Source organism: Pedobacter jejuensis (assembly GCF_003725795.1).
Classification (GTDB): Bacteria; Bacteroidota; Bacteroidia; order Sphingobacteriales; family Sphingobacteriaceae; genus Pedobacter; species Pedobacter jejuensis.
On sequence record NZ_RBEE01000002.1, the window covers coordinates 248,413 to 267,378 of the forward strand.

8 protein-coding genes are annotated in these 18,966 nt (G+C 36.3%); 1 reads left to right on the plus strand and 7 read right to left on the minus strand.

All coding sequences use genetic code 11. The features are described from left to right. Positions 1-24: 24 nt before the first annotated feature. From D7004_RS01705 to D7004_RS01715, 3 genes are all read right to left on the minus strand, one after another. Entirely contained in the window at positions 25-3,282 is a 3,258-nt protein-coding gene (locus tag D7004_RS01705) for a family 78 glycoside hydrolase catalytic domain (protein ID WP_123204142.1), read from the minus strand. 229 nt (positions 3,283-3,511) lie between these two features. Continuing rightward, complete coding sequence (locus D7004_RS01710; protein WP_123204143.1) at positions 3,512-4,984, minus strand: RagB/SusD family nutrient uptake outer membrane protein; 1,473 nt, start codon at positions 4,982-4,984, stop codon at positions 3,512-3,514. A gap of 17 nt (positions 4,985-5,001) precedes the next feature. Next, on the minus strand, positions 5,002-8,118 hold the full coding sequence (locus tag D7004_RS01715; protein WP_123204144.1) for a SusC/RagA family TonB-linked outer membrane protein: 3,117 nt from the start codon (positions 8,116-8,118) through the stop codon (positions 5,002-5,004). Positions 8,119-8,312: 194 nt separating this feature from the next. Here D7004_RS01715 and D7004_RS01720 point away from each other — a divergent pair, with 194 nt between their 5' ends. After that, entirely contained in the window at positions 8,313-9,215 is a 903-nt protein-coding gene (locus tag D7004_RS01720; RefSeq protein WP_123204145.1) for an AraC family transcriptional regulator, read from the plus strand. Between the two features lie 15 nt (positions 9,216-9,230). Here D7004_RS01720 and D7004_RS01725 read toward each other — a convergent pair whose 3' ends face one another. The 4 genes from D7004_RS01725 to galA all read right to left on the minus strand — a co-directional run bounded on the left by D7004_RS01725 (position 9,231) and on the right by galA (position 18,952). Continuing rightward, on the minus strand, positions 9,231-10,103 hold the full coding sequence (locus D7004_RS01725; RefSeq protein WP_123204146.1) for an aldo/keto reductase: 873 nt from the start codon (positions 10,101-10,103) through the stop codon (positions 9,231-9,233). Positions 10,104-10,243: 140 nt separating this feature from the next. Beyond that, positions 10,244-13,228, minus strand: a complete 2,985-nt coding sequence (locus tag D7004_RS01730) for a glycoside hydrolase family 2 protein (protein WP_123204147.1) — start codon at positions 13,226-13,228, stop codon at positions 10,244-10,246. Between the two features lie 37 nt (positions 13,229-13,265). Further along, positions 13,266-16,019 carry a glycoside hydrolase family 2 protein gene (locus D7004_RS01735; RefSeq protein ID WP_123204148.1) on the minus strand — a complete coding sequence of 918 codons (2,754 nt, stop codon included), beginning with the start codon at positions 16,017-16,019 and terminating at the stop codon, positions 13,266-13,268. Positions 16,020-16,105: 86 nt separating this feature from the next. Then, positions 16,106-18,952 (minus strand): beta-galactosidase GalA, encoded by a 2,847-nt coding sequence (gene galA / locus D7004_RS01740; RefSeq protein ID WP_123204149.1) that lies wholly within the window; start codon positions 18,950-18,952, stop codon positions 16,106-16,108. Positions 18,953-18,966 lie beyond the last annotated feature (14 nt).

The following is an 18,966-nucleotide window of genomic DNA, read 5'->3' on the forward strand; positions in this document are numbered from 1 at the left end:
TGTGTAATTCAATGGGTAGATAAATCAGGATTTATTTTTTATAAGAAAGTGATAGTTCCCTGATTTGGCTTCAAAAACCAAATTATCACCTTCTGATTTTATAAATTTTAATCCTTTAGCAGTGTTTACAGGCAAGCCGCCTTCAGTTAATAAATTAACATCGGTACAAGGAATGTAAATTGTGGCACTTGTATTAACAGGGATTTTAACATCGAGATTTATACCACCTGCATTGCGTTTCCAGCTGCAATTGATATCTCCGCTGATGGATTTGAATTCGCCGTTAACCCAATTAAGTTCATTTAACAAGGCTGGTTTAATCTGTATTTTTCTAAATCCTGGTCCGGTTTCATCTGGACTAATACCCACTAAATCGTTAAAAAACCATTCATTAATTTGGCCAGACATGAAATGATTTTGTGAGCCAAAATCGCCCACACCAGCATCCCATTTTTCGGTTAAGCTTGTTGCACCTTTTTTAATTTGGTAGCCATAACCAGGTTTATCAGATTGGTTGTTCATATCATAAACGACATCCGAACGACCACCATCTGCCAAAGCCCGCAATAAAAAGCGATAACCAATCTCACCAGAATTAAAACTGTTATTGTTTTTACGAATAGAATCTACCAAAGAATTAAAAAGTTTGCTACGATTTTCAGGTTCGACAATATTTAAAAATAAAGGCATAGCCGATGTTGTGTTAGACCCGGTAGCATACAAGCCAGTTTCTTTATTAAAAAATTTGTCGTTAAAAGATTTTCGGATTTGCTCGCTCGATTTCTTAAAATCAGTAGCATCTTCTTCTTTACCCAATTGTTTAGCAATATTGTACATAATTAGGTTATCATAATAATATATTGCCGTACCGGTAAAAGGTTCTGGCGTAAGTTGAGAACCCCAAGCAGGTTTTGGTCCGATATCATACCAATCGCCTAAACCAGTTGTGATGATATTATTTTTTGCTGTTGATGCTAAAAAGTTTACATAGCCTTTCATTCTATCGTAATAGCGCTCAAGCAGCGAAATATCTCCAGAAAATAAATATTGCTGCCATGGAACAATGATAAATGAGCTTCCCCATTCTGTTGAATTGCGAAAGCCATTGCTTAATTCAGAAGAACCTGCAATAAAATATTCAGGAGCAATGTTAGGTACAAAACCATTTTGTTCTTGTGCATCGGCCATATCGCTCATGGTTTTTCTAAAAAGTGGCGACATATCAAAATTGTATCTTAACGATGGTCCGTTTAAATGATTTTCTTCTAACCAGCCCATTTTTTCGCGGTGCGGGCAATCTGTCATCAGGCTTTGCATATTGCTTCTTTGTGCCCACCTAACCAAATCATATATTTGGTTAAATAACTGATTAGAAGTTGCAAAACTACCAGTTGGTGTAGATGATGAATGAACAATTAAATCTTCCAGTTCGATTACGGCAGGCAACTTAGTGCCTTTATTTGCAGGAAATAATTCAACCTGTACATATCTTGCTCCCTGATAAAAGAACTTTGGTTTCCATGATTCTTGTTTGCCACCTTTAAGTGTGTATTGCCACCAAGCCGGTCGGACACCATCTTGAGTAGCTGATTTTCTATCTACCAGCCCGTCGGTTCCTAAAAGTTCTGACGGAATCATGCGAACATAATCACCTTTATTTCCCGTAACAGTAAGTTTAGGCATCATGGAAGCGTTCTGCCCAAAGTCGTAAATCCATACATTATCTTTAATCCGGGTAACTTTAACTGCTTTCTTTGTGTCGATAACTTTAACCTGCGGTGCAGCAGATGATAAGCCTTTCAACTTTCCTCCCGGACCTCCAGTTTCAATAGCGCCTGTCCAATTGGTGTTGGTTTTAAAATTTGGTTTATTCCATCCGGCAATTTCCAGATTGGCATTGTAATCTTCGCCACCAAACATGTTTGAATAAGTAATTGGCCCAGGTGAAACCTTCCATGTTTTATCGGTGCCGATGGTTTTTACACTACCATCAGCATATTCTAAACGCAGCTGTGCTATGGCTTTTAATGGTCCATAAGCATTTAAAAATTTTACGTAACGTATAGAATCAGGTTGAATGTTGTACATCCCATTGCCCAAAATAATCCCGATAGCGTTGGTACCTGATAGAAGTTTGCTGGTGATATCGTATGTGTTGTACAGAATGGTTTTTTTATATTCTGTCCACCCTGGAGCAAGTAAATCGTTACCTACTTTGTTTCCATTAATGCTCAATTCAAATTCAGACATGCCACTAATAAAAACTACCGCTCTAAGCAGATTTTTATTCACCTGGAAATCTTTTCGCAAAGCCATTGATGAATAATTCGGTAGCGATTTGCGATCTTGAGGTTCATCGGTTAAATTCTTTTTCGACCAACCACTTTCTTCATTACTATCAGAAGCCTGAACTGCTTTATCAGCTGCAATATTTTTTCCGTTAGAGAACACTTCGATTTGCCTTAAAGCAAATTGATAATTTTTATCTCTACCCCATAATTTACTAGCAGTTAACCTGATAAATCTTCCTGACGCATTTTTTAAAGGGATTGAAACCGGTTTCCATCCGGGATTTCTAAAGCCTGATTCTGTATAATCTACTAAAGTTACAGCATTGTTAAATTTTTCGTTATCAGCCATTTCTACTTTAAAGTGAGATGGAAAACCATAACCCGCTCTATCTTCAAAAAACATTGGGGTTAGCCTAACCGCTGATATTGATGCAGTTTTGCCCAAATCAACCTGTACCCATTTTGTTTTTGTTTGCGATGAGCTACGCTCTGCCCGATAACCGAAAGGCGTAAGAGAAAATTTTTCTGCACCTTTTGCACTTATCCAGTTTGCAGACCAATCTTTATCATTTAAAATTCCCATTATCCAACTGGCTGGCAAACTCCATTTAGATACGTTTCCATGATTATCCCAAACCCTAACCTTCCAAAAATACTTTCTACCCGATTTTAAATTTAAACCCGCATATTTAATAAAAGCCATTTGGCTCGAAGCAACCTTTTCCGAATTCCACAAATCGCCATTGTTTTTTTCTAGGTTTTGCGCTGTGCTTGATACAATGATTTGATAGGCAGTTTGCTCAACATCTCTGCTATCTAAATCTGACTTAATGATATAGCTCAAACCCGGTTGTTGCACATCAACCCCCATTGGATTGCTATACAATTCGCATTTTAAATTTATGGGTTCTAACGTAACAGGTTTGGCAAAGCAAACAGCATACACCATTAAAAGCAGAATGGCTATAGAATATTTTCGAAGTTGATGCATTATAATATGTTTATGTTATTAAAATAAAAAGTATCGTGAGACTATACCATAAATCAATTTATCTTTAAATCTTGTCATGTTGAGCTTGTCGAAACGCCTCAAAAGCTAGTTTTTTAAGTCCTTCGGCAGGCTCAGGATGACAAGTCTTATCTATGATACAACCTCATGACGATAATCTTTATTTTTAAAATTTATTAGCCAAAGGCGACAATAACCCCTTTACTATTCACTAAAAAAACGGACTCAACGCTGCTTCAGAAGCTGGCAATGGGAACAATGTCCTGATGGTTGTGTATGAACCAGGTGATGGCGTTATACCTGCAGGAAAATAATAGCTTAATGGGTTTGCTTTAAATCGCACACCAAAAGCTTTCATTACTTCATCGGCTTTGCCTGTTCTTACTAAATCCAACCATCTTTTGTTTTCAAAAGCTAGTTCTACCCTTCTTTCGGCTAAAATTGCATCTCTAACAGCTGTTTGTCCGGCAGCAACACTTGGCGCTAAACCGGTACGAGGATTTGCTCTTACCTGGTTTAAATAAGTTAGCGCCTCGCCTGGTCTGTTTTGCTCATTTGCAGCTTCAGCTAAAAACAGTAATACTTCTGCATAACGGTAAACCGGCCAGTTATCATTTGTATTGTTGGTGTTTGCATGAGCATGCGCATATTTTTTAATGTATGGATAAGTAACTCCGCTTGCGGTTAAGAAACCGATTGAAGCATCTTTACGTTTATCACCTGCCTCGTAAGCAGCAATAATATCGGGTGTTGGTAGGTTAAATCCTTGTATGGTTCTTGGTACCTCTGCAATTCCCGTTACAGCAGTAATTTCGGCAGCAGAAATGGGCTGAATTAAGAAAGTATAAAAGAAGTTACTAGCTAAACCTTCTGGGCCTTCTTTAAACTGAACCTCAAAAACCGATTCGCTATTATTTTTTTGTGAAGGATTGAAAACATTGTTATAATCCGATACAAGGCTATATCCGGTTACTTCTTTCAATATCGCTTCAGCCTCTGCCCATCTTTTTAGTACGATGTAAACATTTCCCAGCAAAGTTTTGGCCGCACCAGATGTTGCACGACCTGCCTCTTGCGCTGCTTTATTTGGCAATAATGTAGCAGCTTGTTTAGCATCAGCAATAATTTGTGTATAAACAGCATCTACTGATGATAATGGAAGTGAAGTTTCATCTAAAGTTTTAACAGGTTTTAAATGCAGAGGAACCTGACCAAAATATTGTACCAAATCGAAATAAGCAAAAGCCCTTAAAAAATAAGCCTGACCTTTAATGTTATTTTTTGATGCAGCATTAAATTCTACCGCATCTATAGGATCCAAAACCTGATTTGCTCTTGCGATAATTGTATAATCTGTAAAGTATTTATTTGCGGTAACCGGACTATTGGCATCATCGGTAAAATCTTTAATGTATTCCGATTGAATAGAACCTCTATCATTTGGATTATATTTATATGTCGTATTATCCGAGCGCTGCTCTCCCATTGCCCAAGCCCCGTTGTTACCGCTATATAGACCTCTTAAAGGAGCATAAGCGCCATTTATGGCCTGTTGAAAATCACTCTCAGATTTAAAGAATGTTGTGGTACTTAATGCTGTTTTTTGAGGGACTTCTAAAAAAGCTTTCTTACATCCTGCCAACGCTATTAACAAGATGGATGATAAGATTATATATTTTTTCATGATTATCTGATTAAAATTTATTTAAGATTTACATTGATACCAAGCGTAAAAGTTCTTGGTACCGGATAAGCTGAATAGTCTAAACCTTGCTTTAATGAGCTTGGTGCATTACCATTTAGGTCGGTACCAATTTCAGGGTTTATACCATCGTAATTTGTAAATGTAAATGCTTGTTGAACACTGGTATATAACCTAACACTTTTTAACCAGGTGATTTTTTCTGTTGGCAAAGTATAACCCAGCGTTATATTTTTTATGGTTAAGTAACTTCCATCTTGTACGAAACGAGTATGAAATTGAGCACGATCATCTCCGGTTGAGGCAGTAGTTTTACCATATTTACCTGCTCCAGGATTTTGAGGCGAACGCCATCTATCTTTTACTTCTTTAAGTACATTAAATACACCATCTAAGTTGGTTGTGCCTTCGTCCATCATTCTGGCAATATCATTACCATAAGAACCACTAGCTACAATTGCTAAATCGAAGTTTTTGTAAGCAAAGCTATTGGTAAAACCAAAAACGAATTTCGGGAACGGATTTCCGATTACGGTTCTGTCACCTTCTGCATCACCATATTTTATAACACCATCGCCATTTAAATCTCTAAATTTTATGGTTCCTACTTGTGAGTTTACACTTTTTGGAGAGCTATTGAAATCTGCCTGATCTTTGTAAACACCATCCTGAATCAAGCCCCAAAACTGGCCAAGTCTTTCTCCAACTCTGGTAATTGTACGAGCCGTACCATCAGAAACATATAAATCGTTACTCAAAGAAGATAAAGCAAGTACTTTATTATCACTAAAAGCAATATTGAAATTTGTATTCCATTTAAAGTTGCCAACTAAATTGTTGGATGTAATCGCAAATTCATGTCCCCAGAATTTAATTGAACCAACGTTTCCGGTAAATGACGAAAAGCCTGATTCACGCGGTACTGGTAGAGAAAATAATAAATTTGAGGTTTTTTTAGTGTAATAGTCGTAAGTAAAATTGATTCGATTATTGAATAAAGCTAAATCAACACCAAAATCAAATTGTTTCGTCGATTCCCAGGCTAGTTCTGTATTTCCTAATCTGGTAACCGCAGAGCCACTGCTAATTGTAGAGCCGAAAGGATTATTTACACCACCAGCTACCGTTGCATATTGTTCGTAATTACCTAAATTATTATTTCCGGTTGTACCATAACTACCGCGAATTTTTAGGAAAGAAATTGGTTTAATGCCCTTTAAAAAAGATTCTTCACTAACTACCCAACCAGCAGAAACAGATGGGAAATTACCATATTTTTGATCTATTCCAAAACGCGAAGAACCATCTCGGCGAATACTCGCTGCGAATAAATACTTGCCTTTGTAGTTGTAATTAAATTTCGCTAAAAATGAAACTAAACTCCATTCCTGAATATCAGAAGTTGAATTGTTTTTCACCAAGGCTGCACCTATGGTTTCAATCCTGTCATCAGGAAAGTTAGAACCACTTATGGTGCTATAATCACTACGGTATTTTTGTTTGGTAAAACCACCTAAAATATCAAAATTATGATCTTTTATTTGCTTAGAATAACCAATGGTATTTTCTGACAGCCATGAAAGATATTGATAATTAGAATCGAATAAACTAGCCGTTAAAGAACTTGGAGAAGATGCAAAAGCTCTTGATGCTGTTGAAGGCTGAAACGAATGGAATAAGGATTGAGCAAAATCTACATTGATACTCGATTTTAAAATAAGCTTACTGATTGGCTCATATTCTACATAACCATTTGATAAAATTCTATTGTCTTTACTTTTATTGGTAATGTCCTGAATAGACCTAACCCAGTTTGGTGTAGGAAATGAGGTAATGCCAGGTGTTGTTACCGATACCGGATAGCTTCCATCTGGGTTTTGATAATTTAATATTGGCGGAGTTAGTAAAGCATTGTTAATTAAACCGCCACCACCAAAAAATGTTCCATCAGTAGATGGAGAATTGTTAACCGTATGTGTTGGTGCTAAGTTAAAACCTAACCTAACTTTATCATTTAATTTAAAAGTTGAGTTAATACGTACCGAAAATCTTTCGTAGTTAGAATTTAGTAAAACACCATCCTGCTTTAGATAACCAGCAACTATAGCATTGCTAAAATTTTCTTTATTGGTATTTATGGATACGCTGTAATTTGTTATTGGCGCAGAACGTAACATGGCATCGTACCAATCGTAACCTTCGCCATATTGCGCTGGATTTTGTAGTGCTGTAGGTACCGGCTGACCCAAATCTTCGAAATATTCTTTTTTGAATTGAGCCCATTCGGTACCATTCATCATATCAGGACGACCTTTTTGCGGCACTTTTTGTGTACCCGTGTAAGCACTTGCAGAAATGTTTGTTTGTCCTGATTTGGCACTTTTTGTAGTTACCACCACAACACCAAAAGCCGCTCTAGAACCATATAATGATGTAGATGCTGCATCTTTTAAAACGGTAATGTTTTCAATCTCATCGGGGTTAATGTTACTGATATCTCCGGCAATTGGAAAACCATCTACAACATATAAAGGTGCAGAACCTGTTGTAATTGAAGCCCCACCACGAATACGAACCTGTAAACCCTGCCCAGGTTTACCCGATGCCTGATTAATCTGTACACCAGCCAATTTTCCCTGAAGTTTCTGTGTAATTTGAGCAGCAGGAATATCCTGAAGTTCTTTTGAATTAACCGTTTGTAATGCTCCGGTTGAACTCCTTTGCGTGGTACTTCCATAAGCAACCACAACAACATCATCTAAAGATTGGCTCTGTTCAGTAAGTTTTGCATTAATAACGGTTTTGTTATCAACCTTTATTTCACTTGCTTTGTAACCGATAAAAGAAAACACCAAAACGGCATTGTTATCAGGAACAACAATTTTATAATTTCCGTTCCCATCAGTACTCGCCGTGTTTTGGCTACCTTTAACAGAAATACTTACGCCAGGTAATACATCACCCGTGTTAGAGGTTACTTTTCCGGAAACGGTAATGGATTGTGATTGCGCCCGTAGAGGCTCAGAAATTAGAAAGAAACACGCGGTTGCGCAGATGCCAATTAAGTAATTGAGCATAACCTTCCTAAAAAGGTTTTTAATTGTAAAAATCTCCATAAATTGTTTAGTATTTGGTTAGCAACTATTTGATTTAGTTATTATCATAAAATTATGAGTTGCGATTCCGGTAGAAATACACGATTTGATAATTCCGTTATAAATTTTGACTTTTACATATCATTTAAAAAGGAGTTCGCTAATTTGAGAAAATTATCGTTTGAAATAAGTTGCATTAATTCGGATTAAAGAATATGAATAACTACTTTAAATACCTTCCTGTAAGTGATGAGGAAAAAATTTGGGGCCTGTATGTATTAAATGCAGGCTGTACCCGAATCGAACCAGAACAGGCTTATCCCTATAAAAATCATCCTTCTCACCACAATTTTACGTGGGATAATGGCCGCGTATTAAACGAATTTCAGCTTATCTACATTACAAAAGGTCAGGGTACTTTCGAATCAGAATCTGCTGGTAAACAAGAAATTGCAGCAGGTAATATTATTCTTTTGTTTCCGGGAGAAAGGCATCGTTATAAACCAAATAGAGAAACCGGTTGGGATGAATACTGGATTGGTTTTAAAGGCGGAATTGTAGAAAATTTAATTTCGAACAACTTTTTTAATAAAGAAATACCCATTACAGATTTAGGTTTTAATGAGCGAATTTTGAGTTCGTTGCTGGAGATTATAGAACGATCTAAAGAGGAGAAATCTGGCTACCAATCATTAATTTCTGGAGCTGTTTTATATTTGTTAGGGCATATACACAGCAGTACCAAGCAAATTGGCTTTGATGGGAAAGAAGAATTGGTGAAAATGATAGATAAAGCCAGGTTAATTTTACGGGCTAACATCGACGAAAATATATCACCAGAACAAGTTGCCTGCGAACTTAAATTGAGCTATTCGTATTTTAGAAAAGTATTTAAAACTTACGTAGGCATATCTCCCGGGCAATATTTAATTCAATTAAAAATACAAAGAGCGAAAGAACATTTGTTAAACCCAGAGAAATCAATCAAACAAATTGCTTATGATTTAAACTTTGAATCTAACTTTTATTTCTCTAAAATTTTTAAAGATAAAACCGGACTTACGCCCAACCAATACCGCGATATGCAGAATATAAAAATGAAATCTGCAAAAGTTTGATCGCTAAAAAAACCGCTAAGGTACAGCTACGCCAGCACTAGCAGACCATAATGTAAACCATTCTTGCAATTCTAATTGTACTGAAGTTGCTTTCATTAATTTTGCAATTCGGCTTTTATCAGCAGTACCAAAAACTGGTAAAATACCTGCCGGATGATTTAAAATCCAGGCAAGAAATATAACATCAACAGGTACATCATATTTAACTGAAAGTGTTGTAGCCATTTTAATTAAACGTTGAGATTGCTCATTATCATTTTTAAACACCGAACCCAATGGAGACCAACACATTGGCGTGATATTGTTCGTTTGCATATGTGCTAAACTGCCATCAAGCATTGCATTAAAATCGGTTATAGAAAACTTGATTTGGTTATAGTTTATTTTAATTTTCGTGTTTATTAAATCAGTTTGTTCAGGTGTAAAATTTGAAACACCAAAATCTAAAATTTTACCATCGTTTTTAAGCTTTTCAATCGCCTCGGCAATTTCATCTGCCCTCATCAACGGACTAGGGCGATGAAGCAATAATAAATCAAGATAATCGGTTTTTAAGTTTTTTAAAGATTGTTCAACCGACCAGATGATGTATGATGCTGAATAATCGTAATGCTTTATTACATTTTTTCGGCTTGCAGATTCCATTTGAATGCCGCATTTAGAAATCAATTGTATCTTATTTCTTTCTATTTTACTTTCGTTAAGCGCTATACCAAATGCAGCTTCTGTTGTATAATCGCCGTAAATATCTGCATGATCAAATGTTGTGATACCATTTTCAATGCAACAGTTCATCAATTCTATCATCTGTTTGGTGTCGCAATCTTTACCCCAAACACCCCAAGTCATGGTGCCTGCAATTATTTTCGAAAATGGTGCTTTAGTCATGATTATTTATCCTTAGTAAAGAATTTTGATATCTTGTTTATTTCAAAATTCAAGTCAAAACTAATTAAAGAAAAGCTTCGAAGTTAGAATTTTTAAATAAAAAACTATCTAAGAAATAAAAACTTGGGCTATTGATGATTTTACTTAATTGCCAAACTCATCATATTTAAAACGTATTGTACCGCAGCTTCATCATACCTAATACCATAAAAACCATCTTCCCCATAACCTTTTGCCAACCTTCCGGAGGTAAGCAATTGAGATACAATTAGCTTTCCTTTACCCTTGCCAAAGCCAATAAGTGCTACAGGCGTTTGTGTAAGATTTTTTGCTGAATTGGCCAAAGGAATAAAACTATCGGCAAGCCCATTTTTTGAATCCAGGTAGTTTTTATTTAAATCTGTGATCAAAACCGGCGTATTTAAATTTAACGATGTTGAAAGTGATGGAGCATCTTGCACCAGAAAATAAATCTTATCCTTTAACTTCTTTTTAATCGTTTCATTATTCGGCAACATAGAAAATTCATAAAAACCCTGTAGTTCATAAGCATAATATGGCGCAGTTTTAACTTTTTGCTCTTCGGCCCCTCTTAATTTCCACTGGGTTACAAATGCATCGGCACTCAACCCTTTAAATTCCATATCGGCTGCAGGCACGATAAGCCCTCCACGTAAACCATTCCAAATTCTGGTGTAATCATCTGGCAAATTATGCCAGAGCGCATTATTTAACCTATCGGGATGGATGTAACTTTCGGGCTCAGCAGTTTCTTTAAATTTTAACGAAACGCCATTAAAAAGCTGATAAACATTCACCTTAGGATTATAAACACTAGCAACTCCTTGCAAAGGCCCAAGATCGCCAGCATTTTTTGGATATCCCTGTCCTAGAGGCCGATCACCAACATCAAGCATTACTACAGATTTTCCTTTGGAAATTGAATTTTCCAACACACCAGAAAACAAAGTATTACCGTTAGCAAATTCATCCCAATCTGCTTTTGAGGTTAAAAGTAAATTAGCAGAAGGATTGCTCAAATCAACAGTTTTTATATTTAAATGATTGAGAAAATGCTTCAGCTCTTCTTCTTTTTGAGAAATGCCGACAATTACATTTTTAATATTTTCTGGAATTTTAGCTTTAAAAACATGAATTTTCCATTTGGAGATTACCGGATATTTTATTTCTGGTGGTCTGTTTAACAACTCGGCTTTGATAATATAATCGCCATTAACTCCAGGCAAGTTTAAAGAAACTTGAATTACTTTCTTATTGAAGGCGCTTACTTCTGATTTTAAATTTTCTTTTAAAACAACTTTACCAGTTGTATCTTCAACAGTTATGGCAACAGCTAACATATTACTTTTTGCTTCATCATTAAACAAATAAATTGGCAATCTAATAGCTTGATTTGGTTCAAAATTTTTATCCCATAAATCGATACTAACACTTAACGGAGAGAATGAAGCTGTTAGAGCATCCCAAACAGGCTTAGGCTTACCATCTTTTAATGGCCCCAAAAACCAGGTATTGCCATCTTCGTAACTGCCCAAAGCACAAAAGGGTGCAAAACCCGCAGCACCAATACGCCTCCAGTATTCGGCAACCCGTGCATTCGATTCAGCCTGAAATTCAAGTCTTTCCGCTTTAGTGTTTTTTCTGCCCAGAAATCGAAGAAAACTTTCCTTTAGAGATGGATACCCGCCTAAATCACCATTTTCATTTAAATAGTTTCCTCCAAACTCATCAGCCATTATGGCTTTCGGAAAAACATTTGCATCGTCATAATACAATCCCAGGTTCTCAAACATGCTCCACCAGTATTTATGGATATGAATAACATCTCTGTCTTCTAAAACCAAGGCAGGATAATCTGGCAATAACTTATCGAGAGCTGCCCAAACTGTTTTCAGCTGGTCGCCCACAGTTTCATTATAGGGATGGATTAGCGAAACCGAAGGGTGCCGCATTGCTAAATCGAGCCAGCTTTTATACTGTATTAAAAGACTTTCTTCTGATGCAGGCATTCCGTGAAAAAAATTCCATTCATATTGCACAACCAGTCCAAGCTCATCACACATATCTAAAAACTTTTCGGGAGGTAAACCTAAATGGAAACGCAGATAATTTGCGCCATGATCTTTTGAAAGTTGAATAATGTTTCGTTTAAACCAGGCAGAATCATATCCTAATTCTCGCCCTTCTTTACTTCTTACCCAACGATGCCAAACCACAGTTCCTCCTTTAGCAACAAGTGGTTCGTTATTTAAATAAAATTTTTTATTTCTGATTTCGAATTTTTTAATGCCAAAAGGAATTTTATACCTATCCATTAATTGATTTTTGTTATCAAACAATGTTAACTGAACACGATATAAATTTGGTGCTTTCGGACCCCAGCTTTTTAATATTCCTTTGGTGATAACATTCACAGAATCCCGATTGCCTGAAATAAACTTAGATTGGGTAATTAGTATTTTCCCTTTGTTATCAAAAATTTGTAGTAATGCTTTGCCCTTAAAGTTTGTTTCTCCGTTCAAATCAAATTTAAAACTAACATTTTGCGCATTGTAATTGATAAATGGAATAACCCGTTCGATACTTACTTTACCATGCAAATTTAGTTCTACGCCATCCCACAAACTTGAGGAAACATCCGAACGCCATTGGTCGGCCTGAGGTGTATAAGAGGCATCTGTTGGCGAAACATTTTTAAGCGATGCTAATGCAATTTCGAGTGTGATGGTATTTCCGGGCTTGATATTTTTATTGTTTAACTGAAAGAAAACCGGAGCCATACCGCCTTCTTTTTCTTCAACAAATTCGCCATTAATGTAAACCTGTGGCTTAAACCGTGCTCCTTTCAGTTGTATTGTGGCATTTGTCCATTTACCTAAAGGCAATTTAATTTCCTTTTTGTACCATAAAACTTCGTTAGAAATTTTAGCCGGATCGTTATGAATTCCGGGAACATTAACCTTAGAAGTGTATTTTCGACCGAAGCCCATTTCCCATTCACCATTAAGCGAAACAAGCTTTTGGTTTAGGTTTTCTTGCGAAAAACAAAGCAATGAAAGCAATGAAAGCAACAATACCGAAAAAGATTTTTTGATTTTTAGCATAATTAAAATTTTGCCTTTCTTTTAGGATTTGTGTTCTTTATTTAAAATCGAACCAAAGGCTACCTTTATTCCATGAATAATTTAGCTGCATATTTTTTTGGCTCTGCGGACCAAGTTTTTCAGCAGCTTGAAACTTAGTTCCTATTGCACTAATTCCATCTAAAAAACCTAAATCGCCATCAGGAAATACAGGAGTGGTATTATTATTTGTCGCACCAGCTGCCTTTTGAGGTTTTAACATTTGAAAAAATGTGCCCTTTTTTGAGGTGTAAATTGTAAATGGTGATTGCTTATTCTTTACCGTTACCCAATACACATTTGAATAATAGCCTTTAAACTCTGGGTATTTCCAACTTTCTCCGGTTATGGTATTATTAAAATCGTTATTCCAAACACCAAAAGTTGTGCCTTTCAATCTATTTTTCCAAACGCGATAAGGACCATTTCCTTCCCATTTCATACCGGTGATGTTTTCTTCAGGATAGTTAAAAGTAATGCCCATAAAATCAACTTCACCGCTTACGCTATATTCATAATCGAGTTTAACAGTCTTTCCTGATGAAAAAATCCATTTTACTTTAAACTTTGCTTCATTATTATAAATAGGCTCGATAATGTAATCATCGCCCGAGGCATAATGCTTAAACTCTTTAAGTTCACATTTAACACCCGCCAAAGCTGGTCCGCCAGAAATTGAAATCTCTGATTTAGCATTTTTAACATTCTGAATGTAGCCTGTTTTTTTATCGAATTGATAAGAAATGCCATCAACAACAAGGGTTAAAGCCTTACCAGTTTCTGAAACATCCATTTTAGATTTTGAATTCGCATTATTTGTTATTGGAGCAGCAGGCATTTTAATTGCCCAACTCCAGGTAAAAAGTTCTTGTTTAAAAGCATCAAAAGCGGTTAAATACAAAACATCACTGCTTTTCCAGTTTGCAGGAAGTGGAATGCTTAAAAAACCCTTCTCGCCAGGAGATAAAGTGATGCCCTTAATTTTACCTGAGGCTACCAAACTTTGCTGATTATTTGCGGCCGGATTTGGCAGGTTTGATAATTTCCACTCGAAACTGCATTGATTCAAATTTGTGAAGCTATATTGATTTTCGACTAAAACCTTTCCATCAAAATTGGCAGGCAAATCTTTCATCGCAATTTGCACCGGCGACCAGATTTCTTTTATGGTATAAAAACTACCTTCCTTTTCTCGGTGTGGACCTAAAATCCCATCTGGTGCGGCATTGCCTTGAATATCCATTTCACCATTTCTATCCAAACGGATTACACCTTCATCGGCAAACGACCATAAAAATCCACCTGCCGCGTAAGGATGCTTCATCATCATACTCCAAAAATCATCTAAACCCGCACCATGCCCACCATCGTGCAAGCCATGCATAAACTCGGTTGGGAAAAACACGTCATTTCCGTGTAAAGCTGTATTAACTACATAATTATAATCTGGGTAGTGTTTGGTATCGGTGCCATTGAAGCGCTCCCAAGGATGAATAACCAAACGTTTCTGGTTATCGTATTTTGCATACAGGTAATCTAAATCATAATTGAAGCCTCCTTCGTTTCCATTTGCCCACATTACAATTGAAGGGTGATTAACATCTCTAACAACCAGTTCCTTAACTAATTTTGTACCAACCTCAGTATCGTATTTAGCCTGCCAACCAGTTAACTCGTTAATAACATACAAACCTAAAGAATCGCAGGCTTCTAAAAAGCTTGGATCTGGAGGATAATGAGACATACGAACCGCATTCATATTCATCTCTTTAATTAATTTTACATCGGTAATATTTAAGGTTTTGCTTAACGTCCTTCCAGATTCTGGCCATTCGCTGTGCCTATTTACACCTTTGAAAATCACTTTTTTATTGTTTACATAAAAGCCATCATGCGGACGAAGTTCTGCTGTTCTAAAACCAAATTTTTGTTTTGTGCGATGGATTAATTTACCACTAGCATCAGTTAAAGTAACCACAACCTGATATAAATTTGGCGATTCGGCGTTCCATAATTTTACCTCATTGAACTGACCTTTGAGCGCTGTTACAGGATTTTGACCGATAATTTTAGATGAAATTTCTACTCCAACTTTTTCTCCATTTAACTTTTGTACCTGCGCTTTTACAACCGACCCAGCAACTGCATTTTCGGTATAGGCATCAAGATTGAATGAACCATTTGCTTTTGCATCAATTGCAATTCTATCGATATGTGATTTTGGGTAAATTTTTAAATATACCGGACGAAAAATACCACCGAATAACCAAAAATCAGCTTTTCTCTCTGCATTATTTACAGATTTATCAGTTGATTGTTTACTTACTTTTACCTCAAGCAGATTTTCACCATCAAAATTTAGCAGCGATGTAATGTTGTATTGAAAAGTATAAAAACCACCTTGATGTATTGGTCCGGCTAATTTTCCATTAATTTTAACTTCAGCCTCTGTCATAGCCGCTTCGAAAACGATAAAAATCTCTTTATCGGCACTACTCTTCGGAACCCTGAACTTGTATTTATATTGCCCCGTTTCTTCAGGATTTTGGGTATCCTTGTAATAGTTATAGGTACCAAAACCTTGTTGTTCCCAATTTGATGGCACTTGTATTTTATCCCAAACGCCACTTTTCATTCCGGTATTTACAAAGAAATCCCAGTTTACGGTATGGTCTTTATCTTTTCCTGATAAGTATTGATATTGGGTATCCTGCGCTTCAACATTTAGTGCAAAAAACGCAGTCGCGAACATAAAAAACAGCTTCTTAATCATATAGGGGTTTTTGAAGTAAATTTGTATAATTTAATTTGTTATGACTGCGTTTTTGAGAATAATGTTAACATTAAGATAATATTTCATTACTTAATTTTAATGATCGCAGGCTTTAAACCATTTGATGAAGCTTTTAAAGTAACTGCTCCTGGTTCGCCGGTAAATTGTACAATAACCTGTACCAAGCCACTAAATAGTTTTCTTTTCCAGGTGGCAGCAGGTTTTAAAACCTGAAATAAACCCGGGTCTGCATTGATATTATCCCAGCTTTGAACTTTCAAAATTGGTGTCGCCAATATAGCGATTGTATTTTTGCCAGCTTTTAATACTGATTTATCAAGTACAAAAGCATTTCCTTTTTTATTTTCTGTAAGCTTATCGGCTATTTTTTTTCCGTTGATGTAAATAGACTGTTGTTTACCTAAGCTTTTGTAAAAAAATGTGATTTTAGTTTGATCATTCCAATCTTTCAAATCAAAGTTTCCTCTGTAAATTAATGCCTTAACTTTTTTACCAAATTCCTGAGTCCTTTCTTGTTTAAAGGCATAATCCCAACCTGTTAAATCTGTTGAAAGTTCGGTTACATCATCAACATTTGAAATAGGTTTTTCTTTAAAATCGTTAATTCGAATCACATCAATATGCTCAATAAATTGGTCGGGTTCTAACGAGGTTGGATTTCCATTACCAACACCAATAATTTTCGCCGGACCACTGATTTCAAAATCAATATCATTAACCGCAGTTGGAATAGCCTGATTAGAAGCATCTCTAACATCAACCTTTAAAATAGCTAAAGTTGATTTTTGTACAGGTATTGCTTCCTGTGTTATAGAAACATGGGTTGGATATGAGGTTGTTTTAACCACATCCGTTAATGTTTTTTTACCGTTTTTATACCCAACTGCTTCTAGTGTTCCGGGTGAATAATTTACGACCCAGTTTAAATGTCCGTTCTCCTCCATCCGCTTTTTACCTAAACTTTTTTTATTCAGAAATAATTCTACTTCATCGCAGTTGCTGTAGGCTTTAACTTCAATTGGCTTTCCATCGCTTCCTTTCCAGTTCCAATGTGGCAAGAGGTGTATCGTAGGTTCTTTCGTCCACCATGATTTTAAGTACCAGGTATTATCTTTCGGGAAGCCACACAAATCAACCATACCGAAATAAGAAACTACCGATGGCCATCCGAAAGGCGTTGGTTCTCCTCGGTAATCAAAACCGGTCCAAATGAACATTCCTGCTAAATAAGGACGGGCGGCATAGTGTTTCCAACCATCTTCTAAACTCAGGAAATTCTCATTTTGCCTGGTATCGTAAGCAGCAAGTTCATGCTTTTCCATATTATTGATGTACAAACCTCTACTTGCCACTGTTGATCCTTCTTCAGTTCCCCAGCTAAATTGCGCAGGAAATTTTTTATGCTGCTCATCCGTATTCTTGGTTGCCACATAATTATAACCCAGTACATCTATCGTTGTAGAAATTCCATTACCAATTCCTCCACTTACCGCAGCTGTAATAGCTCTTGTTGTATCTATTGTTTTAGCGAATGCCTGCATGGTTTTAGCAATTCTGGCACCTGTAATATTGCCTTCAATATTCCATTCTTCATTACCGATAGACCAGCTGATGATGCTTGGGTGATTGCGATCGCGTATGATTAATTTTTTAAGGTAGCTTAAATTCTGATCGGTAATGCCCATTAAACGGTTTTCATCAATCACCAGCATGCCTAATTTATCACATGCATCTAGCAATTCTGGTGTTGGTGGATTGTGCGAGCAACGATAAGCATTGCTACCCATTTCTTTTAGCTTACTGATTCTAAAATACTGCATTTCATCTGGTAGCGCAACGCCAAGACCTGCATGATCCTGATGGTTATTTGTACCTTTCACTTCAACTCTTTTACCATTTAAAAAGAAGCCTTTATCAGCATCAAACCGTATTGTTCTTATTCCGAAGTTTGTTTTGTATTCATCAATTACTTGCTCATTTTTAGTTATTATTGTTAGTAGCTGATATAAATATGGATTTTCCAAATCCCATAATTGTGGATTAATTACCGGAATATCAATGGTAAATTCCTTTTCTGCCAATGCATTCAATTCAATATTTTGAAGCGAGCCAGATGCGACAATCTTGCCTTTTGCATCAACAATACTTTGTTTGATATTAAATTTATCATTTTTAAGTGCATCGTTTTTTAAGGTAACACTTGCTTTTACAACTGCATTATTGTTATTGATTGTGCTGCGAACAAAGGTTCCGTTTGGTGTAACATGTAAAGGAGCAGTTTTATTTAGCCAAACATGGCGGTAAATTCCGGCACCTTCGTAAAACCAACCTTCTTCTATGGTTACATCAGCACGTACGGCAATTATATTTTCACCTCCGTAATTTAAATAATCTGTAATGTCATATTCGAAACCATGGTATCCGCTTGGTTCAATACCCAGGTAATGGCCATTAACCCAAACGATTGAATTTCTGAAAACGCCATCAAAAGCTATACTAATTTTACGACCCAAATCTTTAGCTGGGATAAATACCGATTTACGATACCAACCTACACTGGCATCAGGAAAATTACGACCAATAGCTTTAAAACCGTGACTTAAGCTTGCATTTTTATCAAAGCCTTGTTCAACTGCCCAATCATGCGGTACATTTAACTTCCGCCAGGTTCTGTCGTCAAAACCTGGTGCCGCAGCTCCATCTCCATAACCAGTTTTAGCCAGATAGGAAAAATAACCTGTTCCATTGTAAAAATCTTTTTTAACATCATAAGGATGCCCTAAGGCAAAACGCCAACCAGTATCTATCAGTATATGTTCACGTTTTAACTCAATTTTATTTTGGGCAAATGATGCTGTTGTTGGGCCTAATTTAATCAAAAGCAAAAAAGCCAATATTTTATATGATTTCATTTATGTGTTTATCC

Excerpts from the sequence above, each read along its gene's own strand:
- D7004_RS01705 (WP_123204142.1), bottom strand. The coding sequence starts at position 3,282 with ATGCATCAACTTCGAAAATATTCTATAGCCATTCTGCTTTTAATGGTG.
- D7004_RS01710 (WP_123204143.1), bottom strand. The coding sequence starts at position 4,984 with ATGAAAAAATATATAATCTTATCATCCATCTTGTTAATAGCGTTGGCA.
- D7004_RS01715 (WP_123204144.1), bottom strand. The coding sequence starts at position 8,118 with ATGGAGATTTTTACAATTAAAAACCTTTTTAGGAAGGTTATGCTCAAT.
- D7004_RS01720 (WP_123204145.1), top strand. The coding sequence starts at position 8,313 with ATGAATAACTACTTTAAATACCTTCCTGTAAGTGATGAGGAAAAAATT.
- D7004_RS01725 (WP_123204146.1), bottom strand. The coding sequence starts at position 10,103 with ATGACTAAAGCACCATTTTCGAAAATAATTGCAGGCACCATGACTTGG.
- D7004_RS01730 (WP_123204147.1), bottom strand. The coding sequence starts at position 13,228 with ATGCTAAAAATCAAAAAATCTTTTTCGGTATTGTTGCTTTCATTGCTT.
- D7004_RS01735 (WP_123204148.1), bottom strand. The coding sequence starts at position 16,019 with ATGATTAAGAAGCTGTTTTTTATGTTCGCGACTGCGTTTTTTGCACTA.
- galA (WP_123204149.1), bottom strand. The coding sequence starts at position 18,952 with ATGAAATCATATAAAATATTGGCTTTTTTGCTTTTGATTAAATTAGGC.